This is a genomic window from Methylotuvimicrobium sp. (assembly GCF_050611805.1).
GTDB lineage: Bacteria > Pseudomonadota > Gammaproteobacteria > Methylococcales > Methylomonadaceae > Methylotuvimicrobium.
Genome location: NZ_JBNGHF010000003.1, coordinates 89,919 through 113,946, shown reverse-complemented (window position 1 = coordinate 113,946; position 24,028 = coordinate 89,919). Strand labels below are relative to the sequence as shown.

The 24,028-nt window shown below is 49.9% G+C and carries 17 protein-coding genes and 1 tRNA gene; 6 read left to right on the top strand and 12 right to left on the bottom strand.

What is annotated here, in order from left to right; genetic code table 11:
- Positions 1-104: 104 nt before the first annotated feature.
- The 8 genes from ACRJJO_RS02775 to ACRJJO_RS02740 form a co-directional block, all read right to left on the bottom strand.
- On the bottom strand, positions 105-386 hold the full coding sequence (locus tag ACRJJO_RS02775; RefSeq protein WP_431064415.1) for a M28 family peptidase: 282 nt from the start codon (positions 384-386) through the stop codon (positions 105-107).
- A gap of 230 nt (positions 387-616) precedes the next feature.
- On the bottom strand, positions 617-2,329 hold the full coding sequence (locus tag ACRJJO_RS02770; RefSeq protein ID WP_431064414.1) for an AMP-binding protein: 1,713 nt from the start codon (positions 2,327-2,329) through the stop codon (positions 617-619).
- Between the two features lie 55 nt (positions 2,330-2,384).
- Positions 2,385-3,299: a thiamine pyrophosphate-dependent enzyme gene (locus ACRJJO_RS02765; protein WP_431064413.1), complete on the bottom strand. Its 915-nt coding sequence runs from the start codon at positions 3,297-3,299 to the stop codon at positions 2,385-2,387.
- Positions 3,296-4,546 carry a hypothetical protein gene (locus ACRJJO_RS02760; RefSeq protein ID WP_431064412.1) on the bottom strand — a complete coding sequence of 417 codons (1,251 nt, stop codon included), beginning with the start codon at positions 4,544-4,546 and terminating at the stop codon, positions 3,296-3,298. Before ACRJJO_RS02760 ends, ACRJJO_RS02765 begins: the two co-directional genes overlap by 4 nt.
- On the bottom strand, positions 4,543-5,469 hold the full coding sequence (locus ACRJJO_RS02755; protein ID WP_431064411.1) for a 2-oxoacid:acceptor oxidoreductase family protein: 927 nt from the start codon (positions 5,467-5,469) through the stop codon (positions 4,543-4,545). Before ACRJJO_RS02755 ends, ACRJJO_RS02760 begins: the two co-directional genes overlap by 4 nt.
- Before the next feature lie 20 nt (positions 5,470-5,489).
- Positions 5,490-6,620: a Glu/Leu/Phe/Val family dehydrogenase gene (locus ACRJJO_RS02750; RefSeq protein ID WP_431064410.1), complete on the bottom strand. Its 1,131-nt coding sequence runs from the start codon at positions 6,618-6,620 to the stop codon at positions 5,490-5,492.
- A gap of 1,058 nt (positions 6,621-7,678) precedes the next feature.
- Entirely contained in the window at positions 7,679-8,986 is a 1,308-nt protein-coding gene (locus tag ACRJJO_RS02745; protein WP_431064409.1) for a cytochrome-c peroxidase, read from the bottom strand.
- A 1,367-nt stretch (positions 8,987-10,353) separates the two neighbouring features.
- Positions 10,354-10,440 (bottom strand) — tRNA-Leu (locus tag ACRJJO_RS02740).
- A 216-nt stretch (positions 10,441-10,656) separates the two neighbouring features.
- Between ACRJJO_RS02740 and rnr the strand changes: the two genes are divergently transcribed.
- Positions 10,657-12,891 (top strand): ribonuclease R, encoded by a 2,235-nt coding sequence (rnr, locus tag ACRJJO_RS02735; protein ID WP_431064408.1) that lies wholly within the window; start codon positions 10,657-10,659, stop codon positions 12,889-12,891.
- Positions 12,888-13,634: a 23S rRNA (guanosine(2251)-2'-O)-methyltransferase RlmB gene (gene rlmB / locus ACRJJO_RS02730; protein ID WP_431064407.1), complete on the top strand. Its 747-nt coding sequence runs from the start codon at positions 12,888-12,890 to the stop codon at positions 13,632-13,634. Before rnr ends, rlmB begins: the two co-directional genes overlap by 4 nt.
- Before the next feature lie 249 nt (positions 13,635-13,883).
- Here rlmB and ACRJJO_RS02725 read toward each other — a convergent pair whose 3' ends face one another.
- The 3 genes from ACRJJO_RS02725 to tssJ are packed head-to-tail and all read right to left on the bottom strand — an operon-like array spanning position 13,884 to position 17,811.
- The gene (locus tag ACRJJO_RS02725; RefSeq protein WP_431064406.1) at positions 13,884-14,777 is read right to left on the bottom strand and encodes an alpha/beta fold hydrolase; all 894 of its coding nucleotides are present in this window, start codon (positions 14,775-14,777) and stop codon (positions 13,884-13,886) included.
- Positions 14,778-14,801: 24 nt separating this feature from the next.
- Positions 14,802-17,240: a caspase family protein gene (locus ACRJJO_RS02720; RefSeq protein ID WP_431064405.1), complete on the bottom strand. Its 2,439-nt coding sequence runs from the start codon at positions 17,238-17,240 to the stop codon at positions 14,802-14,804.
- A gap of 49 nt (positions 17,241-17,289) precedes the next feature.
- Entirely contained in the window at positions 17,290-17,811 is a 522-nt protein-coding gene (gene tssJ, locus ACRJJO_RS02715) for a type VI secretion system lipoprotein TssJ (protein ID WP_431064404.1), read from the bottom strand.
- Positions 17,812-18,120: 309 nt separating this feature from the next.
- Here tssJ and ACRJJO_RS02710 point away from each other — a divergent pair, with 309 nt between their 5' ends.
- The 4 genes from ACRJJO_RS02710 (at position 18,121) to parC (ending at position 22,904) form a co-directional block, all read left to right on the top strand.
- Positions 18,121-18,960, top strand: a complete 840-nt coding sequence (locus ACRJJO_RS02710) for a transglycosylase SLT domain-containing protein (RefSeq protein WP_431064403.1) — start codon at positions 18,121-18,123, stop codon at positions 18,958-18,960.
- Positions 18,950-19,261, top strand: coding sequence for a hypothetical protein (locus tag ACRJJO_RS02705; protein ID WP_431064402.1), 312 nt, complete (start codon positions 18,950-18,952; stop codon positions 19,259-19,261). The genes ACRJJO_RS02710 and ACRJJO_RS02705 overlap by 11 nt, the downstream gene beginning before the upstream one ends.
- An 898-nt stretch (positions 19,262-20,159) precedes the next feature.
- Positions 20,160-20,669 carry an acyl-CoA thioesterase gene (locus ACRJJO_RS02700; protein ID WP_431064401.1) on the top strand — a complete coding sequence of 170 codons (510 nt, stop codon included), beginning with the start codon at positions 20,160-20,162 and terminating at the stop codon, positions 20,667-20,669.
- Positions 20,670-20,672: 3 nt separating this feature from the next.
- Positions 20,673-22,904, top strand: coding sequence for a DNA topoisomerase IV subunit A (parC, locus tag ACRJJO_RS02695; protein WP_431064400.1), 2,232 nt, complete (start codon positions 20,673-20,675; stop codon positions 22,902-22,904).
- 183 nt (positions 22,905-23,087) lie between these two features.
- Here the strand turns inward: parC and folD are convergent, their stop codons facing one another.
- The gene (gene folD / locus ACRJJO_RS02690; RefSeq protein ID WP_431064399.1) at positions 23,088-23,939 is read right to left on the bottom strand and encodes a bifunctional methylenetetrahydrofolate dehydrogenase/methenyltetrahydrofolate cyclohydrolase FolD; all 852 of its coding nucleotides are present in this window, start codon (positions 23,937-23,939) and stop codon (positions 23,088-23,090) included.
- Between the last annotated feature and the right edge of the window lie 89 nt (positions 23,940-24,028).

Here is a 24,028-nt window from a genome sequence, read left to right as displayed (position 1 = left end):
CTGTTACCGGACAATTTTTTCAGCGCTTCGCGGCTCCGAAGTTGCCGCAAAGCTTTGCGTTATTCGCCCAAAGCAGAAATCAGATCTGAAATAAAGAAACAGAATCATTCGGCATGCCCACCGGCAAAAAAATTCACCAAACTCTGAACAAGCTCCACCATGAACCGGTAATCCAGCGTCTCCATCGTATCTGAACTTCGGTGATAGTTCGGATTGCGGTAAAAGGCGGTATCGGTGATCATGACGGCCCGGTAGCCTTCGTCATAAAAAGAGGCGTGATCGCTCAAGCGTACCGCCGGCATGAGCCAGCCGCTGAGAGGCACGGTGAGCTTGATGGCCGGCAGGTTCGGGTTCTGTTGGAAAGACTGGTGCAATGTGCGAGTCAACGGCAGAAAGTTGAGGTTGCCTACGATGCCGATAAAATTACCTTGTTCGGGTAGGCTTTAGGTGCTTCGAAACGACGTACACGTAACGGCGCGATCGACCTCCCTACCTTTCATTTGCCGGGGCGATTGCCATGCCTTTATGAACGTTAGTTTGATATCGGTTACAGCAAGTAATTAATCAGGATAGACAGAGTATCGACGCCGTATACAGCCGGGTCAATTCTGAAAGATCAAGCCGGTTTTCGAGGGGCTGAGTTTTTCTGCTTTTCAACGGTCATTTCCCGCATCCTGAATTTCTGCAGCTTGCCGGTCACGGTCATCGGAAACGATTCGACGAATTCGATCAGTTTCGGGATCTTGAAATGCGCGAGTTTGTCGCGACAAAATTCGCGAATCTCGTTAGCGCTGCATTCGGTATCGGCATGAAGCCGAATCCAGGCAACGACCTCTTCTCCGTAGAATTCGTCCGGTATGCCGAACACGGCCACCGCGGCGACTTTCGGATGGGTAAAGATGAAGTCCTCGATTTCGCGCGGGTAGATGTTTTCGCCGCCGCGGATGATCATTTCCTTTAAGCGTCCGGTGATACGGACATAGCCGTCGGCATCCATGCTGCCGAGGTCGCCCGAATGCAGCCAACCGTTAGCGTTGATCGCTTCGGCGGTCGCTTTCGAGTCGTTCGCATAGCCGAGCATGATATGGTAGCCGCGAAAACAGACTTCGCCGATCTGTTCCAGTGGAACCGTTTGCTCGCCGGCAATATCGATGATCTTGACCTCCTGATGCGGCAGGTTTTTCCCGACCGTTTTAGTGCGCCTTTCCAGACTGTCGTCGCGTGAGGTCAGATGCGTGATTGGGGAGGCTTCGGTTTCGCCGTAACCGATCAGTATCTCGGGGCAATGCATGTCGTGCATGACGCGTTGCATCAACGAAGGCGGGCAGGGCGCGCCGGCCATGATGCCGGTGCGGAGCGAGTCGAGTCGGAAATGCCCGAAGTCGGGATGTTCGAGCATCGCGATGAACATCGTCGGAACGCCATGAACCGCAGTGCACCGTTCTTGTTCGATCGCGCTCAGGACTTGTCCAGCGTCGAAATGTTCGCAGGCGATCACGGCGGCCGCGCCGACCGACAGGCACAGCAGATTCGCGAGCACCATGCCGAAACAGTGGTAAAACGGCACCGGTATGCACAGCCGGTCGCGCTCGCTGAAATGCATGGCCTGCGCCGAAAACCAGGCGTTGTTCAGGATGTTGTGGTGGCTGAGCAAGACCGGTTTCGGAAATCCGGTCGTTCCCGACGTGTATTGAATGTTGATCGGGTCGTCGCGGTCGAGTGCGGCGGTGATCAGTTCGAGATCTTCGACGTCTTGCCCTATCTCGATGACTTCCTGCCAGGTCGTGAAACCGCTGCCGGGGCGTTCGGTTTGCATCGGATGTGTTGGGTCGTAAATGACGATGCGGCGCAGCACCGGCAGTTTCGTGGGATTGAAGCGGTCGGCGGTGTCGGTTTCGAGCGCGGGCAGCAGTTGCGCCAGCATGCCGACATAATCGCTCGATTTGAAGGCCGGCATCGTGAACAGACATTGCAACTGCGAGTTTTGCAGCACATAGTCGAGTTCGTGCAGACGGTAGGCCGGATTGATGTTGACCAGGATCGCGCCGATCCGGGCCGTGGCCATCTGCAATATCAGCCATTCAAGATTATTGGTCGACCAAATACCGACCCTCGATCCTTTGCCGAAGCCGAGACCGATCAGGCCGCGCGCCAGTTCGTCGATTTGCTCGGACAATTCGGCGTAGTTCAGGCGCCGATCTTGTGGGATCGACACGACCGCTTCACGATCCGGGAAACGGGCGGCGATTTCGGCGAAATAGTCGGGTATCGTATGCCCGAGCAACGGACTTTCGCCGCCCCGATGAAAATAGCTTAACTTAGAGTGCATTCGTTCGATTCCGCATCATCCGCTCGTCAAGGAGTACAAAAACTTCAGTTTTTGCCTAAACCACATCGGCCCAATAATCGTCGATCCGCTGTTGGATTTCGGCGAGCATCGCTTCGTTTCGGACCGGTTCGAACAGATGCGCGAACCGTCCCTGGACTTTCAGATAATCTTCGACCGGCAAGCGCTCCTTCGGTATTTTGGTATGCGAGACGCGGCCGTCTTGGTATTCCTTGAGCGGCCAGACGCCGGTCTTGACCGCCAGTCTGCCGATTTCGGTGCTTTCCTTCGGGTCGAAATCCCAGCCGGTCGGACACGGCGACAGCGCGATAATCAGTCTTGGACCTTTCAATTGAGTCGCCTTCTCGATTTTTCGCGCGAGATCCAGCGGTTCCGCGCCGATCACGGTCGCGACATAGGCCGGTTTGTTCGCGGCCCACAATGCAAACAAATCCTTTTTATAGCCCGGATAGCCTCTAGGGCCCTTGCTAGTCGAGGTCTTCGCGCCGTGCGGCGTGCCGGCCGAGAATTGCTGGCCGGTATTGCCGTAGCCTTCGTTGTCGTAGCAGATATAGAGAAAATCGAGGCCTCGGTCGATCGCGCCCGACGTCGCCGAAACACCCATGCCGTAGGCCGAACCGTCGCCGCTCAGCACGACCGTCGTGAGGTCTTCTTCGGGCGGTATGTGTTTCTGTTCCAGCAGAATGTCGAGTGCGTCGCGAATGCCTTGAGCACCGGCCGGAGCGGAGCCCATCGCGGTATAGAGCCAGGAACCGCGAAATGGCGTAAACGGGTAGATCGAGAGCAGCGTCATGCAACCGGCTGCATTGACGAAGACGGTCTTGTTGCCGAGGATGTCGTAGATTTGATGCAGCGCCTGCAGTCCGCCGCAACCGGCGCACATCGGTGTACCTGCGCCCAGCCAATGTGTCGAAGGCAGGTCTTTCATTCGTGCGAATCGAGTGTCGGTCATGGCTGATTCTCCTTCAACTGCTGTCTTTCGACTTGGGCTATCGCTCTGAGATTTTTCAATTCCTTGAACTCACGGGCCGTATATAAAAGCCTGGGAGGCGGCGTTTCTCCGGTTTCGGACGCGTTGATCAGGGTTTGGGCGATTTCGAAGAATTCTTCCTGAGAAATATCGCGGCCGCCGAGACCGCCGATGAAGCTCGCGAGAATAGGCGGAGCTTGGCCTGTACCGTACAATACAGAAGCAATTTCGGCATGCAATATGCCGCCTTTGCCGATCGACAGATTTTGATCGATGACCGCGAGCGCTTTTTTTTCGGAGACCGCGGCCGCGATCGCTGCACTGGGAAACGGCCGGATCAGGCGAGGGCGGAGCAGGCCGATTTTGATGCCGGCCTCGCGAAGCCTGAGTACGGCGTCTTTGGCCTTGGTCGCGAAACAGCCCATCATCACGAACAGATAATCGGCGTCGTCGCATTCGAAGCATTCCAACAGACCGTGAAAACGGCCGAAACGTGCGTTGAACTCGTCGGCGATTTCGGGATAGACGTTTAGCGCCTCGAGCATCGCCAGATGGGTTTCGTATCGGAAATAAGAATAGGGCGAGCCGCCCAATACCGCGACTGCCTGGCTTTCCGGCATGCTGGCGCGGAACTTGATTTGTCCGGGGTCGAATTCGCCGACGAATTCCCGGGCCTCGCTTTGATCCGGAATTTCGACCGGTTCCCGCGTGAAAGACAAGTAGAAACCGTCCAGATTGACGATGATCGGCAGGCGGATGCTTTGGTGTTCGGCCAATCGGTAAGCGATTAACATGGTATCGAGCACTTCCTGGCAGTTGGCGCAATGGATCTGTAGAAAACCGCTGTCGCGTGCGGCCAGCACGTCGTTGTGATCGGGCTCGAGCGTGATCGGGCTGCTCAGGCCGCGCGACACGTTGACCAGCACGAACGGCGCGCGCCAACCGGTCACCGTGTAGATCATTTCCATCGCATGCAACAGGCCCTGGCTCGAAGTCGCTGTAAACACGCGGACGCCGGTCGCGGCGGCGGCTCCGGCCGCCGTGATCATCGAATGTTCGGATTCGAGTACGGTCATTCTGCCTTGAAGTTCGCCGCTCTCGAACCATCCGGACAGCGTCTCGATGATCTCGGTCTGCGGCGTGATTGGGAAGGCCGGGACGTAATCGATACCGGCCAGACGCGCGCCCCAAGCGGCGGCGGCATTGCCGGTCAACAGTTTTCGGTTCATCGTTGTTCTCCTTGCCGTTCGAGCCGTTGGGCTTCGGATTCCGGAATCGCTACGATCGCATGCGATGGGCATTGCGCAACGCAGATCATGCAGCCTTTGCAATGCTCGTAGTCGATGACCGGGAACCCTTCTTCATTGACCGAGATCGCGCTGTCGGGACAAAAACTGCTGCACACCCACCAGCAGCGATGGCAATCCTCGTAATGAACAACCGGCCGTTGCGTGCGCCATAAGCCGGTTCTGACCTGCACGCTGGTTTGTGCGCCTTGTATCGTCGCTGAAGCCAGTTCGGAAGCCTCCAAGGGCAGGTTTATCCATTCGGGTTTCTGATAGTCGATCAATGCGATCGCTTCGCTCTGCCGGACGAGGCCTTGATGAGCGCTCATCGATTCGAAACCCTGCAATACGGTGTCGAGATTGGCTTTCAACAAGGCCGGGCCGAGTTTCCCGAGTTCGTCTTCGAGTGCCTCGATCAAATTTTCCTTACGGATCACTCCGGTCAATCGTGCCGACGCGCCGGCGCAAGCCGCGCTTACCGAGGCCGGATCGGCACCCTCTGACGGTTTGATCGTTAAAATTGGACTCTTAAGATTCAGCCGGCTGCGCCAGACCGCATCGTCTTCGTGGCTGGCGATCAGCAAGACCGTATCGGGTCGAATGCCCGCCAGCACACCGGCTGCGGGCACCGGTATCAAGCTGTCGTCGACGACGACGACTAGGTCAGGATGCGTGATGATGCCGCGGGCATTGATCGGCTTTCGATCGGCGCGCACATAGGCTGACATCGGCGCGCCTCGTCGTTCGGCGCCGTATCGCGGGGCGTCCTGAACTTCATAGCCTTCTAGGAAAAAGGCTGTCCCGAGCAGCCTGCCGGCCGTCTTGATACCCTGGCCGCCGCGCCCGTGAAATCGGATATTGAACATGGACGCCTCCCGGATAGACGCTAGATGAAATGAGGGGCCGATGAAAACAGCGACCAGCGTCTGAGCGACATCGCTTTGTTGATGCGCTCGGCCGCCATTTGTATCGCGGCCTCTCGCGGCAGAATGTTTTTCGCCCGAACGATGCTCAGCAACTTTTCGGTGTTGTGGCTGATTTTTTCTTCGATGGTCTCCGATGCCGACGCGGCGGTCGCGCCATGATATTCCATCGCGGCGCAGATTACGCCGCCGGCATTGGCGATGAAATCGGGAATGCAGAGCACGCCTTTTTCGAACAACATTTTTTCGGCACCATGCGTGATCGGTATGTTCGCGCCTTCGACGATCAGACGAGTCTTCAGGCGGTGAACATTGTTCTCGTTGATCACGTCGGGACGCGCCGCCGGAATCCAGATATCGCATTCGATATCGACGATCTCGTCGCGCTCCAGACGCTGTCCTTCGGGGTAGTCGGCCACGCTTTTGCCTGCTTCCTTGAGTTTGAATAGTGCGGCGATATCGAGACCTTGCGGATTGAATGTCGTGCCGCGGCTATCGTTCGCGGCAATGATTTTTGCACCGCGTTCGGCCAAGAACCGCGCGGCATGCTTGCCGACCGATCCGAAGCCCTGAATCACGACTTTCGCATTGGTCAGCGAAGAATTCAGGTAATGCAAAGCGGCTTCGGTCGCATGCAGCAAGCCCCAACCGGTCGCGCCGATCTCGTCGAGCGGAATTCCGCCGAGTTCCCTCGGAAGACCGACGGACCGGCCGATTTCGTCTCTGACCCAAGCCATGCATTCTTCATTCGTGCCCATGTCGGGGCCGAAAATATAGGACTCTTCGTTGCGCAGCGAAGCGGCGGCAGCGCGCATCAGTTGTTGTTTGCGCTCCTTCGGCATCTTCGGGTCGCCGTAGATGACCATTTTACCGCCGCCATGAGGCAGTCCGGCAGCGGCATTTTTGAAGGTCATCGCCCTGGCGAGCCGAAAGCATTCATCGACGCTGACGTCGGGCGCGATACGCACGCCGCCGATCGAAGGCCCCATCGCGACATTGTCGACGACCAGTATGCCTTTCAAGCCGACGGAAGGTTCGTAGAGATGGATGATCTTGGCGGGGCCGAATTCATCGGCATAATCGAAAAGATCCATGAGAAACTCCTTTTGTCGTTATTATTAGGCGATGACGATCGATTGATATCATCAATATGACATTTATAGCGCTTTTTGATTCAAATAACGAGTTAGGTCCATTTATCCTTGGTTTTTCTTATGCGATCCTGATTATGTATATGTATAAGCTTCAGCCTATTTGAAATCTGAAAAAGGTTTTGTGTCGCTATCGCGACGCTTATGTGGAGTCGGTTCGCGGATCGACATCTGCGATACTGCTGCGAAATCCAATCCCTGGGTTTCGCCCTGCAGGCCACCTAAAGCTGTTCAAAATCGCTACAGGCGATTTTGTCTTTGCTTGTCCAAAGAAAAGAATCCAAGTAACTAATTCGACTTTATCATATTTAAGTATTAGAAAATTATAGAGAATATAATGCATCCATTCTCATCAGAGTGATGAGAACAGGGCAACAGGATGATTTACAAACCACTCAACTAAGGAAACACTCAACGGGATTCAAAATGACAAAATACTCTTCTCGTTTTGCCAATACTTAGATTCGTTTATCGGAAAGTTTCAAGATTTATACCCATCGTAGATCAAAATTCGGCACCGGGGTGCTCGTCAAAGTACGTCGTGAAACGTCCATGCAGGCTTTGCCAGCTTAATGCTGGCAAAGCCTTTGCAGAACTTCCCGGCGCCTCCTTAGGCACTGCCGAAATTTGACGTACGAAAGGTATATTGCGTTCCGGAAATCATAATTTGTAGGAATGCAAGTATGTCAAAGGCAGAGCCGCTACCAAAGCCTAGCGCAAGCCATTCAAGTCCAAGAATGGGCCGTGCAAAAGCCGGAATCGGCTTGACAACGGCTGACGCTACGAGATACCTGTCGAGGATCACTGTCGATTGAGGCTCTACACCAACGGGTTCGGCTTTTTTGGGTGGCCGGCAGCGATACGGCTTATCAGTGGCATTTATTTGTCCGTCGGGAGCCCGATTCGCCGAACGAGATCAAATACAGCTAGAGCAATGCGCCGGCACAGACGGCGGCGTCTTCGTAGTGCATCAACAGATGCAGCGATATTGGGGGGTATCACTAATCGGCTACTGGTAAGCCGCTCGGTACTCGATAGGGCACTGTATTGCGCATATCCAAACTAGCACTGTCGGTTAGTGCATTCAGGAAATCGAGTAAATAGACGATTTCCTGGTCGGTCAGGTTAACCGGCTGAAGTTCGATTCTGGCCTTTAACTCTGCTCGGCTGATTTCATCGCTGTGGATGACGCCGTCGATTTCATTCAAGTCGTCCCGAGGCGGTAGACGGGCTTGGCTGATATCGTAGTTATCCAGGCTTTGTTCAGGGTTAAGGTGATGTCTAATCATTCCTTCTAATGTGTCATACGCGCCATCATGACCCCAAGGTCCGGTAATGGCTACGTTTCGCAGGGTAGGGGTTCGGAAACGATATCTATCGTCATTGTTTCCGGTAACGCGTTCACGACCGAAGTCGTCGTAACCGAATAACCCGTCGCCTTTTCCCGGGCCAATTTGTGGAATTCCCAGAGCGTGAAATTGGTGATCGGTTTGTAGAGGGCCGCTGTGACAAGACATGCAGTTGTCTTTGAAAATTTTATACCCCTTTTTTTCCGAAGAGGAGGGGCTGTATTCGCCTCTTAAGTATTGGTCATAACGGCTGTTGTCGGCACGAAATGCAGTCGCTTCGAAAGCACCGATAGCATTGGCGATATGGACAAAGGTTACATCCTGATCGGCGAGGCCAGGATAGGCTTGGTGAATTAAATCGCGATATTCGTCGATTGCCATCACCCGAGCCGTCAACAGTCTCCATACTTCCGTAAAGTTATCTGCAGTTGCGGCATCGCTCACAGGGTTTTCTCCGGCTTGCCCAGCCATCTCAGTGGTTGAAGTCACTGGAAACATGGCTTGAGCTGCAAGAGAATGATCCAAGCCTGGAGGTAAAGCGTCACCGGCCGGGGAGTCGAAGCCAGAGGGGTAATTAGGGTTTGCTGTTAAACGCCCGTCATGAAACATGGTGACGAATTCTTTTGCGCCCAGGTTGAATAAATGAGGTGCATTTCTTGGCACCCGCTCATGAATTGCGTCGATGCCGCTACCGGTATCTCGCGTGACTCCTAATCCTTTGCCTCCTTCGCCGACCGACAAAGCCAAACCGTCGCCTGTGCCAGCCATTGGGTGGTGGCAAGAAGCGCATGAGATATTGAGATTTCCGGATAATATTTTGTCATAGAAGAGGAATTGTCCTAGTTTGATTTTTTCCGAACTGGAATTGTGAAAATCCATGTCGGTCAGGGCATTTTGGTTAGCGTATGTTGTCGGAGCAAACATTGCGCCGAGTAATCCTATTTTGATTATTTTTTTCATTCTGGTCTTTGCTTGTTTAATTAACACAGTCTGAATAAAAGCAAGCAATATGCCAGGAGTAATTTTTAATCAAAAAAAATGAAAAAATCCCCTAAATTTTAGTCTTCTATTACGAATTGTCGGAATTATCTTACTTGGATGAGTGAATAATAGTGGCAATACAATTTAGGTTATATCACTCAATAGATTGGGTTGAGCAGCAGCGTTTAGGTTAAATAACATAGTTGATAATGAAATTCGGGTAAATATTCAGTTACCCTCTTGAAAAAGACGAATACATTGAGGCAGATGGTAGGGCGCCAACAGTAGGCGTTTTAGGCGATGCAAGGCCGTAAAATGCTCCTCGGCTCTCCTGCATTGCCCTAATACACGCCATCCGTGGCGTAATGTATTTTCTGTATTCGTGGCATCCTTAAAACCGCTCGTTCCCATGCTCTGCGTCACGGCCATTAAGTTAAGCCGTTCGTGGTGAGCCCTTCGGCTAAGCTCAGGAGAGCCCTGTCGAACCATGGGCGGCTTAACTTATCGACTCGGACTTTTCCATTCACCATTCGTCAAGCTCTCAAGAAACAGCTTTTTTGTATATGTAAAATCAATGGTTTGCGAATATATAAAAATACCCAAAATTACGTCAAACAGCGACTGTTTCCTGGTAACACCACGCGACCGAAGGGCGCTTAGTTTGCTCAGGGCGAACGGAAAAATTCTTAACTTAATGGCAGTGATGCTCTGCGTGGGAATGCCGCTTTAGACGCTCTGCGTCGACTGCGGAGGGCAATTGGATTAAAAAACTGTTGAGAATTGTATCGTTGCTCTTGTCGGTATTATCAACCTCTGGGGACGCAGAGCGTCCCGGGATGCATTCCCACGCAGAGCGTAGGAACGATGAAAAAAATCAATATATCTATCAATTTTCAGCCATAGCAAATTGTTTTATTTGGCTATTTCTTGGGGATACGTCAGCCTCAATCTCCCCTTTTTCTAAGGGGGAGGCAAAGTTCCAACTTGTTTTAAATGCAGGGGGTCTGAACAATTACATCGAAACGTAGACATGAATAATCGGTGGACGGGTCGAACCGCCGTTGTGCGAATTCTGTATGAATATCGGAGATTAAAAAATTTTTCATGTTGAAGTGCTTCTTTGCCAGTAGGCGCCCGTTACGTCAAGAGAGTGAACGGCCTGATTGTTATCTACAATCTAAAATTCGACCGGTATGTTAGTCGATGTAGATAATCGCTAAGTTCTGGTGTTATTGCAGCAAAGGTCTTTTGACTAAAATGATGATTCGTAGCTAACTGTTCAGTGAGCACACAAAGAAAATTAATTGAAGAAAGTTCCAGAAATTTAACGGAAGGTAATCAAGAAGTGGTGCCGAGGAGAGGACTTGAACCTCCACGCCCTTGCGAGCACTAGCACCTGAAGCTAGCGTGTCTACCAATTTCACCACCTCGGCAAAGGTGTGCTGTATCAGCGAAGTGAGCGCGCACTATACCGATTGCTTGATATACTGTCAATACTATCAACGTCTAAAATTGCTGAGGTCTGTCTGTTTACTGTCCATTAACCGCTTGATGCACACGTTGATTTTTGATTTGCATAGGGAATTGTTAAAATACGCGTATATCAGTTAAGCTATGGTCTTCATTCTAAAATTTAGGAAACGACGACATTGAAGTCTAAAGATAAAAAACCAAATTTTACTCCGACCCGTGACCCTTATGCAGAGCGCGAGGCGGCGAAATACGAGAACCCGATACCTAGTCGGGAGTTGATCCTTGATCTGCTCGCCCATGTCGGTAAACCCTTGTCGCGCGATCAAATTTCTCAGGAATTTCAACTCGAGTCGCCCGACCAGTTGGAGGCCTTGCGCAGACGGCTTCGTGCAATGGAGCGCGACGGACAATTATTATTCAATCGCCGCCAAAAATATTGCCGAGTTAACAGTAAGGATTTAATTGCCGGGCGCATCATCGGTCATGCCGATGGCTTTGGGTTTTTAAAGCCGGACGACGGCTCCGACGATTTATTTTTGTCTCCCCGTGAAATGCGTTCGGTTCTGCATAATGACAGGGCCGTCGCGCGAATCGCCGGTCTCGACCGGAAAGGACGCCGCGAAGGGGCTGTCGTCGAGGTGCTGGAACGCAATACCAAACAAGTGGTCGGCCGTTTTTTTACCGAAAAAGGTGTTAATTACGTCGTGCCGGATAATAAAAACCTAGCGCAAGACGTTTTGATACCGGGTGATGAAACCGGCAAGGCAAAAAAAGGCGATATCGTTGTCGCCGAAATCCTGGAGCAACCGAGTAAGACCAATCAACCCATCGGACGTGTTGCCGAGGTTTTGGGCAAGCATTTGGCTCCGGGCATGGAAATCGAGATGGCGATTCGCAGCCATGGTTTGCCGCATGTCTGGCCGGAAGAGGTTGAACAGGAAATTCAGGCATTCAGCGATGAAGTGCCGGAAGCGGCTAAGGAAGGTCGTGTCGATTTGCGTGATATTCCGCTGGTGACGATAGACGGCGAAGATGCGCGCGATTTCGACGATGCCGTGTATTGCCGTAAGACTGGAAAGGGCTGGAAGCTTTTTGTCGCGATTGCCGATGTGTCTCATTATGTCGCGATCAATAGCGCGTTGGATATTGAGGCCAAAAACCGCAGTACCTCGGTTTATTTTCCGGAACAAGTGATTCCGATGTTGCCGGAAATTCTTTCGAATGGACTCTGTTCGCTCAATCCTAATGTCGACCGCTTATGTATGGTCTGCGAGATGACGATCAATGCGGAAGGACAGATGACGCGTTCGCGTTTCTTCGAAGCTGTGATGCGTTCTCATGCACGCCTGACATATACCGAAGTCGCTAGCATGCTGGTAGATGGCAACAAGGCCTTAATTAAAAAATATAAGCCTTTAATGCCGCATTTACAAGAACTGTATGCGTTGTACAAAGCCATGCGTTTAAGCCGAGAAAAACGCGGCGCAATGGATTTCGATACTCAGGAAACGCGGATTATTTTCGGTTCCGAACGTAAAATTGAAAAGATCGTTCCGGTTGTGCGTAACGATGCACATAAGCTGATTGAAGAGTTTATGATTACCGCGAACATGGCGGCAGCTAAATTTCTCAATCGCCGAAAAATGCCCAAGTTATTGAGAATTCATGACGGGCCCGGACCGGAAAAATTATTGGCGCTTAAGACGTTTTTAGGTGAATTGGGTCTGAGCTTGGGTGGTGGTGATAAGCCGACGCCGCTCGACTACATGCATCTAGTCGATAGCATTAAGGGGCGCCCGGATGCTCATTTGATTCAAACGGTTTTGTTGCGTTCGATGTCGCAAGCGGTTTACAGTCCCGATTTGAAAGGCCATTTCGGCTTGGCGCTCGAAGCCTATGCTCACTTTACGTCGCCGATTCGACGTTATCCCGATTTGTTAGTGCATCGGGCCATCCGGCATTGTTTACAAGACAAAAAGCCGGAAAGTTATCATTACGGATTTCCCGACATGGTCACGCTTGGCGAGCATTGCTCGACGAACGAGCGTCGAGCCGATGATGCGACGCGCGATGTCGTTAGTTGGCTTAAGTGCGAATACATGATGGACAAGGTCGGCGAAGAGTTTCCGGGTATTATTTCGGCGGTGACGTCGTTCGGGTTCTTTGTCGAGCTTGCCGATATTTATGTCGAGGGCCTCGTGCATATCAGTAATCTTGCCCAAGATTATTTTCATTTCGATGCGGCCAGTCATCAGTTAATCGGCGAACGTACGGGTATTCGTTATCGTCTTGGCGATACTGTGCAAGTGCAAGTCGTACGCGTCAATCTTGACGACAAGAAAATCGATTTCGAACTCGTTAAGGTTACTGCCTTGGCAAAGCGCCCAAAAAAAAGACGGCGTAAAAAATGAGCCGAGTCAAAATCTACGGCATTCATTCAGTCCAAGCGGCACTCGATTATTCGCCTCAGCATATTCATCAGGCTTGGGTTGACTCGCACCGTCAGGACCGACTTTTAAGTCAATTGATCGAAGACTTGAAAAAGCTCGGTATTAACCCCGAAAAAGTCGACCGGAAAAAACTGGATCGCCTTGCCGACGGTAATAATCATCAAAGTATCGTGCTTGAAATCGAACTACCTTCGGCGCAATCGGAAGATGCATTGAAGCAGGCGGTTTCCAGTCTTACCGGCATGCCGTTGTTTTTGGTTTTAGATAATGTTCAGGACCCGCATAACCTCGGAGCATGCTTAAGGACGGCCGATGCCACCGGCGTGCATGGCGTGATTATCACGAAGGACAATGCGGTCGGTATTACGCCGACGGTTTGTAAGGTTGCGAGCGGTGCAGCGGAAACCGTGCCGGTCTATCAAGTCACGAATCTGTCCCGAACCTTGCGTTGGCTAAAAGATCAGGGGATTTGGATTTTCGGTGCAGCCGGCGAGGCCGAGCAAATGCTTTATCAGTGCGATTTTAAGTTGCCGATGGCCTTGGTGATCGGTTCCGAGGGTAAAGGTATGCGGCGTTTGACTCGTGAGCAATGCGATTGGTTGGTCAAATTACCGATGCAGGGCAGTGTCTCCAGTCTCAATTTGTCGGTCGCGACCGGCGCGATGCTGTATGAGATCGTTCGTCAAAGATCTATCCCATCATAGTTACAACTCTCTCTCTAAGGTAAGGGTTTTTCCGTTCACCCTGAGCCCTTCGACTGCGCTCAGGAGGGTCTTGTAGAAGGGGAAATTGAAAACCGGAGTTGATAAGTTAAGCCGCCCATGGATCGACAGGGCTCTCCTGAGCTTAGCCGAAGGGCTCACCACGAACGGCTTAACTTAATGTCTGTGTATCCATAGCTCCAGGAAGTTATTTATCGCGATATTCTATGTGTATTTGTAGGTTAACCGTTTTTAACGGTCAGGCTGATGGTTAGTTGGCGTGATATATTTTTTAAGAATATTGGGCCATAAGTCTGCCCAACAGCACATATGATCGAATCCGTCGATCGGCAGGTAAACGGCATTGGCTTGTCGCCGGCTAAAAGATTCGATGATCAAAGCGGGAACATTGTCGTCGTTTACGCCGGCTAGATGAATTTGTTTTATTTTGGCCGGCAAAGGTTGTGCGTCAATCGGGTTTAAAGATGCGTCGAGCGGCAAATAGCCATGATGCAGGCTCCAGGCTCTTGTGTTTAGGTTGGCTGCGACAGTAACAACGATGCTTGTGTTTTCAAAGTATGGTGCGAGCAGCGTGGCGAGCGTTCCTCCGCCGCTATAACCGATTAAAACAACGCTTGCTGTTTTTGAGTTTGTTAGCCATTTTCGCAAGGCGGTCGCCATGCTTTCGACGACTTCGGTCGAATAACGTTTCGACGTCCATAATGAATTGTGACACTTATCCGTCGAATGTAAGCCGTAGTAGCAAGGCCGGCCCAGTAATATTGCCGGTTCTTGATCCGCTGCCATTAAACGCAATATCAAAGGGTTTCTCGGTGTCGGGTCTTCGGCAATCCAGCGGTTCATTTCCCAAGGCGTGCCGTCGCCATCTAAATAAACATGGACTAACGGAATATTGTCGGATTGCGCCGCAGTTCGGTTCAAATAGGCTCGATGATGAAATGGATCGCCGCTTATTTCTATACTTGTAAGCCCTAAGCTCTTGGCGCTCGATTCAAAACGCTCTGAAGGTGTCGCGCAACCGCTAAGTTGTATGAGCAACAAGATTAAGCCGACTATTTCCGGCTTGAGTATTATTGTCGTTTTTAGGGCGTCCGGGTAGTCTGTTGAGAAGCGAAGTAAACCCATTCTTTCGGCTTAACGGTACTGTCGTTAAACACCGGGAACGAAAAAGAACGGGCTGCCCTCGTGGCCGGCATGTTGAAGCGGCGCGTATTGAGGTGCTTGAGTAAAGCCCACACGGGATGCCGAAGTTCGAACTTGTTTCGATACCGAACGGAAAATATCATAATCTTCGACTAAACCCCGATTGCTTTGTAGCGCATCGATAAAGGCTCGGGCAAATATTGAATGCTCACCGTCTCCTTCGTCGAGAACCGGAGCGACGCCTCCTGATGTCAAGACGGTTCGTGCTTTCCGTGTTGCCATGAATTTCAGCCATTTTTCACGTTTATCTTCAGGCATGCCGTCCGGTAGTCTAGCGATCGCCGTTCCGGTCATCGCGCCCGAGTAGCAAGAATCGGCTACAACTAGGATGTGTCGTGCGGCGATGATGTTTAGATAGCGGGTGATATCGTCGCTGGAAATCCAGTTTGCGGTATTGTCGATTTCGGCATCTGTAGGTAGCCAGTAAGCCGCCAGGCTGGTTTTGTCTCGTTCTCCGTGACCCGCATAATAAATCAATAAGTTATCATTTTCTTTCAAAGAATTGCGAATAGTATTCAGCGCCGTCATGATCTGGTGACGATTGGCATTTTGCAGCAACGTGGTTTTGAAGCCATAGCGTTGGCGCAAAATCGACTCGACCGCTTTGGCATCGTTGATCGCGGTTTTCAGTGTCGGTAGCTCCGTATAATCGTTATTGCCGATGATGAGCGCATGATAACGCCCGAAGTCTACATCATAAAATCGGCCGGGTTTTCTAGGTGTCGTTGGTCGGCTGTCTATGCTTGAAGTGTCGATTTCTTCTTGGGTTACGATGTTGAAATTCAGACTGGTTCTTTTGTCTCTTTTATCGATGGCGACGATTTTGATAGGTGTCGTCGCTTCTGTGGCAGTGATATTTATCTTAAAGAAACCCTGCGTATCGATGTTTTCAGGTTTATCATTGACCACTAATGTTTTAAGCCCTGCAGGCGCCTCGACTTTGCCGGTGATGGTTCTTGATGGGGCTATCGATCTTAACAATAAACTCGGAACGCCTCGAGTCAATACCATCGGCGGATCGATAATTTGAATTGTTGGAGCGGCAGAGGCTAACTGTATCAATTGACCGCTTTCCAATTTTGTTACGACTTTGCGTTGTTCGTTAATTCGGTTTTTTAAGGTATTGATTTCCTGTGCAACCGTTTGCAACGATTGTTTTTGCCGGTCCAAATTAGCCCTGATTTCCTTCGCTCTTAGTTGTTCTCTCGGCGAATCGCTTTGTTCGGCCGATGATGAGCCCACAGCTTCTAAGGATCGTTTGATTTCATTAGAGATCCTTATGTAATAACTTTCTTTTTCTTGAAGTAAGGTTTCGTTTTTTTGCAGTTCGCTACGAGCATTAGCGAGTGTTTTGGCGGATTGGTCGTCGATGATCGGTTTTTGCGGAGCGCTAGCGACGATTTTTTGTTCCTGGACTAAGGCGGCTTGAGTTCTATGCTTGATGGATTTCTGTTTGGTTTCCAGGGAGCGTTCTAATTTTGAAATTTGAGTTTGTCGCGCTTCGAATTCGGTTTGATCGGCTTTTAATTCCTGTTCCAGCGCTTTCAGTAGCGATTCGTTACGGGTGGATTTGTTTTTTTCCTGTTCGAGCTGTTGTTTTTTTTGCTCTAAGTTTCTTTGTATCGAGCGAAGATTGTCTTGCTGTTGTCTGAGTTGGCGTTGTGTGTCGGCTAGTTGGCTTCGTAATTGATCCGCCTCGAATTTACGTCGAGCGGCATCTTGCCGTAAAGCTTCCAATTCTTGTTCATGAGCGCTGGAAAACTGTGCCTCGACAACCGAAGCAAATTGCAAGTCGGTGTTTTCTAAGCCTGATGCCTTACGATACCAATTTAATGCAGTAGTCAGGTCTTTTTCAACGCCGAGACCTTTTTCATATAAATAACCGAGATTAATTTGCGCTCTCGAATGACCTGTTTCGGCGGCTTTTCGGTACCATTCGGCGGCTAGCCGAGGATCCGCTTGCGCGCCTAGTCCTTTTTCGTAGATTTCGCCGACGTTGATTTGCGCTTCGGGATCACCCTGTTGTGCAAGCGGTAGCCATATTTTTAAAGCGCTGGCTAAATTAGCTCGATCATAAGCGACATATTCGCCTCCGCGAATTTCGCATTCACCCGCAGTCGTTTTGATAGCGCGTCTTGCTGTTAAGTAGGTCATTTGCGTGCCGAGCTTTCTGACTTGTCCGGGTAGCAGGCAATCGACGACGAATAGCTTGTCGGTGTCTTGAGGTTTAAAGCCTTCTAAAGCTTTGAGGCCTTCTGGGCTGGTTGGGTCGGTTGTCTGGCAGCCGAGGGATAATATCAATGATGTCAATATCGCAACAAACAGAGTATTTTTGGTGCTGATCTGTTTATACTGTGTCGGTAGTTTTGGAATGTTGCCTGACATGTTTTCCGCCTTTGTTAAACAAAGTGATGAATGGTTCTATTGATTGCTTTTAATCGGCATTTTTTGTATTCAGTGTCACAGTATATTGATCGAAATTAATACTAACTTTATTAGTTTGATTGGGGAAGATCTTCACCGATGCTTTCCATTGTGCGGTATCGAGGTTGCGAAATGCCGCGAAGATAGCCAAATAACGAGCTTCAGGTTTGCTTTCTAAGCTTAAATTCCTGTTTGTATCAGGTTGAAGTTCCAGTTCCTTGCGAAAAATAATGTCTTGGCCCAACAGTGCTACGTCATTGTCGTAAATGGCGAAAAAATCGCTTGTATTGAATTTATCGATTGCCTCGAATTGGTATATTCTAACGACCAATGGCGATGCGCGGCCTTCAATATCGGGATTTAGAAGTTTGCCGGCTTTTAGTTTTAGCTCGAGTATCGTGGGGTCCGGTGTCGGTGCAATTACCTCCTCCTTGGTAGAGCATGCCGTAGTGTTGAGTAGTAACGCGCTTAATAATAAGATTCGCCATTGCGTGTTTAGGCGTGAGAGATCAATTCTATTGCTTTTATTCATGATTTTGTATTGATTATTCAAGCCTAGGTAGGCGCCATGCACTGATTAATTTTAAAGTCTAGCTGCAATTTTATAATTCGGTCAACTTTCGAGTTATTCATGAAGCGGTTCCGAGTTTTCGTAGTGTTCCCGGTGTTATATTTGTTTCATCTCAATTTTCGGCATTGGCACTAAGAGTAATGTCGGAATTTTTTACAGTTATCTAGCCAAACAAGTGGTGTGATCATTATAAGTAATAGGAAAATAATGGATATTATTTTATGGCTTTAAAATTGCTTTTCTTAATGTTATGCAAAACGAGAAACTGACATGAGTTGGCTATTAAGGCTATTTGCCGTAATTCTATTTTTTTCCTCGCCGTTATTTGCAGCCGAAGTTGCGGACGATCATCCTAGCGGAATTCGTAAAATGGCGATGGTTTACGAACACGGCCGCGGCGTGAAAAAAAATTATCGGAAAGCTTACGAATTGTATTGTAAGGCGGCATTAATGTCTGATGTCGAATCGGCTTACCATTTGGGTTTTATTTATTTCAATGGCCGAGGGGTGTCGAGAAATTTATCGATAGCGCTTTATTGGTTCAGGTTGGCGGCAAAAGCAGGAGATCCCTATGCCAGGCGCATGGTGATCAAATTTAAAGATATTAAACCGACGAAGGATTCCCGCTGTCGCCGCCCTGAGCCAGAATTAACGATAACGGCCGAGCAGCATGCAAATCCCAATCGCCAAATTGTCAAATCGTGGGTCGAAAAAATTGCTCCTAATTACGGTATCGATCCTGAGCTGGTTATGGCGGTTATTCAGGCCGAATCTGCCTTTAATCCTGGCGCGTTATCGAACAAAAATGCTCAAGGCTTGATGCAATTGATTCCGGCAACCGCCGAGAGATTCGGTGTCAAAGATACTTTTAATCCTATTCAGAACATCAAGGGCGGTACGGCTTATCTTCATTGGCTGATGCGCCATTTCAACGGCAATGTGGAATGGGTATTGGCGGCTTATAATGCGGGAGAGGGTGCCGTCGAACGCTATAAAGGTGTGCCTCCTTATCGAGAAACGCAAAATTACGTTAAAACGATACTTAAGAAATATCCTAATAAAACACATCCTATTCCGGGTGAGAATCCGCAACAAATGGATGCTTCATAAAATTTTTCATGTAATTAATTTTCACTATTCCCTTTTGATTCGCTGTTTCCCAAGCTCTGCTTGGGAAACGATTCCGCAAGCTCCGCTTGCCGTCACGGGAAGCAGAGCTTCCGGGGCTGCCTTCCCAAACCGAGCTTGGGAAGGAGCGAACCCGGTCAACGCCGCGCACTTTCATGAACTTCACTGGAATCCGCTGATTTTCATCCGTCTCGTGGCGCAATCATTCTATGCTGTTACCCAAGCTTCAGCTTGGGTAACCTATTCAGGAAGCTCTAGCTTCCCGAAAATCAAGAAAGATTGAACGAGCGAGTCGGGGTTGATTGCGAATGTGCCGAGGTTGTGTCGGTCTCAGAAAGCTCTTGCCCTGAGCCCTTCGGCTGCGGTCAGGAGAGCCTTGTCGAAGGGGGTGCTTCCGGGGGGCTTTCCCAAGCTGGAGCTCTCGCCGTTATACACAAGTATAAATATACCTAATTGCACAAAACGTAGCGACCGAGCGCTAGGTCATCCGAAAAAGCTATTGGTGTTTGAGCGTTAGCGGCTTCGATAGTCGCGACGTAGGCGTCTCTCCCACAGCGCTTGTAACCCTTTGTGGGAGCGATCCCCTGATCGCGATTTCGAGGCCGAGAGCGTTAAGCTACAATAAATGGTATCGAGGCCTCATTGGCTAAGATTGCAAAAGGGTAATTCATGACTTATGTATAACGATGAGAGCTGGAGCTTGGGAAAGAGCGTAATGTGGGTTGGCCGTTTTTAGCTTGAAGCGCATGGCTTACGAACCCCGTCCTGCTAGGGATATGCTGGTCTTTGGGCTTTAGCTGAAGAAACTTGCTAATCAGGACTTTTCATGTGATTTACTCTTGTAGGTATTGGCACAGGGGGCTGTCGATAATTCTAGACAGAGAATTTAACATGAAGATCATGAAGAATAAGAGGTAATACCTTATGAGATTCATAGTTAATCTGCTGAATTTAGGATAATCCAAAAATTATACAGTTTCCTTCTCGGCGAGCATCCGCCGGTCTCGTTCCGTCCTTCCACGAGCTTCACTTGAATCTGCAGCTTTTCATCCGTCTCGTGGCGCAATCATTCTTGAAACCGGTTAAAATAAGCCGTTTGTTAGCCTTTCATTCGAATTGGAATACGAATCGATAAGATTTGTTTGGTCGAAAAGGCGTTATAAAACCACTCCGGAAAACATGTGAATCAATCGAAAAAACAACAAGAGAAAACATTGCAGATGGCTGTTTTGATGACGCCGGATATGGCCAATTTTTCTGGTGTCGTGCATGGCGGTTCGTTATTAAAACTGCTCGATCAGGCCGCTTATGCTTGTGCGGCACGGTATAGTAAGAACTATGTTGTAACGGCATCGTTAGATCAAGTTTTTTTTAAGGAAAAAATTCAGGTTGGCGAGCTGGTGACTTTATCCGCACATGTCAATTATGTCGGGCGGTCTTCAATGGAAATCGGTATCAAAGTGGTTGCCGAGAATTTGCGCACGCAAGAAAAAAGACACACCAATTCGTCTTATTTTACGATGGTGGCGGTCGACGAGAATGGCAAACCGGTGCCTGTTCCGCCATTGACCATAGACAGCGAATTGGAACAGAAACTATACGATGCCGCGTTGATGCGCAAAAAAATGCGCCAGGAAATCATGGAAAAACATATGGCACTACATGTCGACTTACCAAAGGACGATCTTTAATTTATGGGTATTCAGGAAAACTTCGAACAACTTCCGTTAAAGGAATTTACCGAAAAGGCATATCTCGATTATTCGATGTATGTGATTTTGGACCGCGCCTTACCGCATATTGGAGATGGTCTCAAGCCGGTGCAGCGGCGCATTGTTTATGCAATGTCGGAGCTGGGACTGACTGCGGCGGCAAAATATAAAAAATCGGCACGTACGGTAGGTGACGTGCTCGGAAAATATCATCCGCATGGCGACTCGGCCTGTTATGAAGCGATGGTGTTGATGGCTCAGGATTTTTCCTATCGTTATCCGTTGATCGACGGTCAGGGGAACTGGGGGTCGCCGGACGATCCGAAATCGTTTGCCGCGATGCGCTATACCGAATCGCGTTTGACGCCTTACGCGCAAACCTTGCTAAGCGAATTGGGGCAGGGGACCGTCGATTGGACCGACAACTTCGACGGTACGATGAAGGAACCGATATTGTTGCCGGCGCGGTTACCGAATGTATTGTTGAACGGCACGATGGGTATCGCGGTAGGCATGGCGACCGATATTCCGCCGCATAATCTTAGAGAAGTAGCTGCGGCATGTGTGCAATTGCTCGATGATCCCGATACGCCGTTGGAAAGATTGTTCGACCATATCAAGGGTCCTGATTATCCAACTCACGCCGAGATCATTACACCCGTCGAAGAGTTACGAAAGATGTATGCATCCGGCAACGGTTCGGTCAAAATGCGTGCTCGTTATGAACTGGAAGACGGTAATATCGTTATTACCGCCCTGCCGCATCAAGTGTCAGGAGCCAAATTACTCGAACAAATCGCGGCGCAAATGAATGCAAAAAAATTGCCGATGATCGATGATTTGCGCGACGAATCCGACCATGAAAATCCGACGCGTTTGGTCGTGATGCCGAAATCCAAACGCATCGATGTCGAAGCGGTGATGTCACATTTGTTCGCGACGACAGATTTGGAGAAAAATTTTCGCGTAAATTTAAATATGATCGGCTTAGACGGTCGGCCGCAAGTCAAAAATCTTAGAACGATATTGACCGAATGGCTGATCTTCCGAACCGAAACGGTTAGACGCAGGTTGCAATACCGGTTAGACAAGGTCTTGGCTCGTTTGCATATCCTAGAGGGATTATTGATCGCTTATCTCAATATCGACGAAGTCATTGCGATTATTCGGTACGAGGATAAGCCGAAACCGGTGTTGATGGAGCTCTTCGGTATCAGTGATCTTCAGGCCGAAGCGATCTTGGAATTGAAACTGCGGCATTTGGCTAAATTGGAGGAAATGAAAATTAAAGGCGAGCAAGCAGAGCTCGAAAAAGAGCGGCAAGCCTTGGAAAAAACCTTGGGTTCGAAAGCTTTGCTGAACCGTTTGATCAAAAAAGAAATTCAAGTCGATGCCGAAAAGTTCGGTGACGAGCGGCGTTCGCCGATTATTGAGAGAGGTTCGGCAAAGGCGCTCGACAGCACCGAATTAATCGCGAATGAGCCGGTCACGGTGATATTGTCGCAAAAAGGCTGGATTCGTGCCGCGAAAGGTCATGACATCGATGTTGATGGCTTGAATTATCGTTCCGGAGACGGCTTTCTGCATGCGGTCAAGACCCGCACGACTCAGCCTGTTTATGTATTGGATTCGACCGGACGCGTTTATGCAACCGCAAGTCATGATTTACCTTCGGCGCGCAGTCAAGGCGAACCGCTGACCGGTCGATTCAATCCGCCTGCAGGCTCGTTATTTATTGGTTTGTTGGCTGGTAACCCGGATGATTGGTATGTGCTGGCCGGATCTACCGGTTACGGCTTCAGGGTGCAATTGAAGGATTTATTCAGCAAGAATAAAGCCGGTAAAACGGTTGTTACCTTACCGGTGGGCGCGAAGGCGTTGTTGCCGGTTCGAGTGCATCGCGATAGCGATTTGCTGGCGATTGCGACGCTACAGGGCAGGTTATTGATTTTTCCGGTCAATGAGTTGCCGGCTTTGACGCGGGGTAAAGGCAATAAACTGATTCAAATTCCGCCGAGCGACTTGGCCGACGGTAGTGATGCGGTCATGGCATTGGCCGTGATTTCCGAGCAAAGCGAATTGAAGCTCATTTCCGGAAAACGTACGCTGACGCTCAAAGCAGCCGATATCGGGCATTACAGCGGAGCCCGAGCGAAGCGGGGCTTACATTTACCGCGCGGCTTTCAAAAAGTCGACGGCTTTGTAGTCGAGTAGTTATTTCTCGCGCGAAGGCGCAGGGTTTCATTCATAGTTACCATCCCTCCAGCGTGGGAATTTATACCGATCGTGACTCGACAGCCAAGATATGGGTTCCCACGGAGGACCATGGGAACCAGAAAGCCGCGGTAACGAACTATCATCTCCGCGCCTCAGCGCCCCAGCGCGAGATTGAAAGATTTAGCTATGCGCCTGTTCGGCGGCGATGACGGTATTGGCGACCAGCATCGTGATCGTCATCGGACCGACGCCTCCCGGTACCGGTGTGATGTAACCGGCGACTTCTTTGACGCCTTCGAAATCGACATCGCCGACTAATTTTCCGTCCTCGAGTCGGTTGATGCCGACATCGATGACTGCCGCGCCGGGTTTGACCATGTCGGCGGTAATCAAATTAGGTTTGCCGGTTGCGACGACCAGTATGTCGGCCAATGAAGTGAATTGCTTCAGATCACGAGTTTTCGAGGTGCAAATACTGACCGTCGCATTTTTTTGCAACAGCATCAGCGCCATCGGTTTGCCGACGATGTTGCTGCGCCCAACGATGACGGCATTTTGACCTTCGATCGGGATGTCGCAATATTCAAGCAAACATTGAACTCCATAGGGTGTGCAGGGCGGGAATATCGTATTGCCGGCCATTAATGCGCCGAGGTTATACAAATGAAAGCCATCCACGTCCTTATCGGCATTGATGGTTTCGAGAACTTTGTTGACGTCGATATGATCGGGGAGGGGCAGTTGTACCAATATGCCGTGGATCGAAGAGTTATCATTAAGGCGTTCGATAGCCGATAGCAATAACGTTTCGCTGATATCTTCGGGCAGGTCGATCAATTCGGAATAAATGCCGACTTCGTGACAGGCTTTGATTTTATTGCGCACATAGACTTGTGAGGCAGGATTGTCGCCGACAATGATGACAGCCAGGCCCGGAAGGACGCCTTTTTCTTTGAGTTGAGCTACGCGTTGTTTCCATTTTTTGCGGACGTCCAATGCGACCGCTTTACCATCGATGATTGTTGCACTCATGATTTAATTGTTTATGTTGTAAAAATTATCGGCAAGCATAAGGAAGAACGTGCAAGAACGCAAACGCTCCTCTGCCGGTGGGTCATCGT

What these genes read in the sequence shown, in the direction of transcription:
- ACRJJO_RS02770 (WP_431064414.1), bottom strand. Translation starts at nt 2,329, where the DNA reads ATGCACTCTAAGTTAAGCTATTTTCATCGGGGCGGCGAAAGTCCGTTG.
- ACRJJO_RS02765 (WP_431064413.1), bottom strand. Translation starts at nt 3,299, where the DNA reads ATGACCGACACTCGATTCGCACGAATGAAAGACCTGCCTTCGACACAT.
- ACRJJO_RS02760 (WP_431064412.1), bottom strand. Translation starts at nt 4,546, where the DNA reads ATGAACCGAAAACTGTTGACCGGCAATGCCGCCGCCGCTTGGGGCGCG.
- ACRJJO_RS02755 (WP_431064411.1), bottom strand. Translation starts at nt 5,469, where the DNA reads ATGTTCAATATCCGATTTCACGGGCGCGGCGGCCAGGGTATCAAGACG.
- ACRJJO_RS02750 (WP_431064410.1), bottom strand. Translation starts at nt 6,620, where the DNA reads ATGGATCTTTTCGATTATGCCGATGAATTCGGCCCCGCCAAGATCATC.
- ACRJJO_RS02745 (WP_431064409.1), bottom strand. Translation starts at nt 8,986, where the DNA reads ATGAAAAAAATAATCAAAATAGGATTACTCGGCGCAATGTTTGCTCCG.
- rlmB (WP_431064407.1), top strand. Translation starts at nt 12,888, where the DNA reads ATGAGCCGAGTCAAAATCTACGGCATTCATTCAGTCCAAGCGGCACTC.
- ACRJJO_RS02725 (WP_431064406.1), bottom strand. Translation starts at nt 14,777, where the DNA reads ATGGGTTTACTTCGCTTCTCAACAGACTACCCGGACGCCCTAAAAACG.
- ACRJJO_RS02720 (WP_431064405.1), bottom strand. Translation starts at nt 17,240, where the DNA reads ATGTCAGGCAACATTCCAAAACTACCGACACAGTATAAACAGATCAGC.
- tssJ (WP_431064404.1), bottom strand. Translation starts at nt 17,811, where the DNA reads ATGAATAAAAGCAATAGAATTGATCTCTCACGCCTAAACACGCAATGG.
- ACRJJO_RS02710 (WP_431064403.1), top strand. Translation starts at nt 18,121, where the DNA reads ATGAGTTGGCTATTAAGGCTATTTGCCGTAATTCTATTTTTTTCCTCG.
- ACRJJO_RS02705 (WP_431064402.1), top strand. Translation starts at nt 18,950, where the DNA reads ATGCTTCATAAAATTTTTCATGTAATTAATTTTCACTATTCCCTTTTG.
- parC (WP_431064400.1), top strand. Translation starts at nt 20,673, where the DNA reads ATGGGTATTCAGGAAAACTTCGAACAACTTCCGTTAAAGGAATTTACC.
- folD (WP_431064399.1), bottom strand. Translation starts at nt 23,939, where the DNA reads ATGAGTGCAACAATCATCGATGGTAAAGCGGTCGCATTGGACGTCCGC.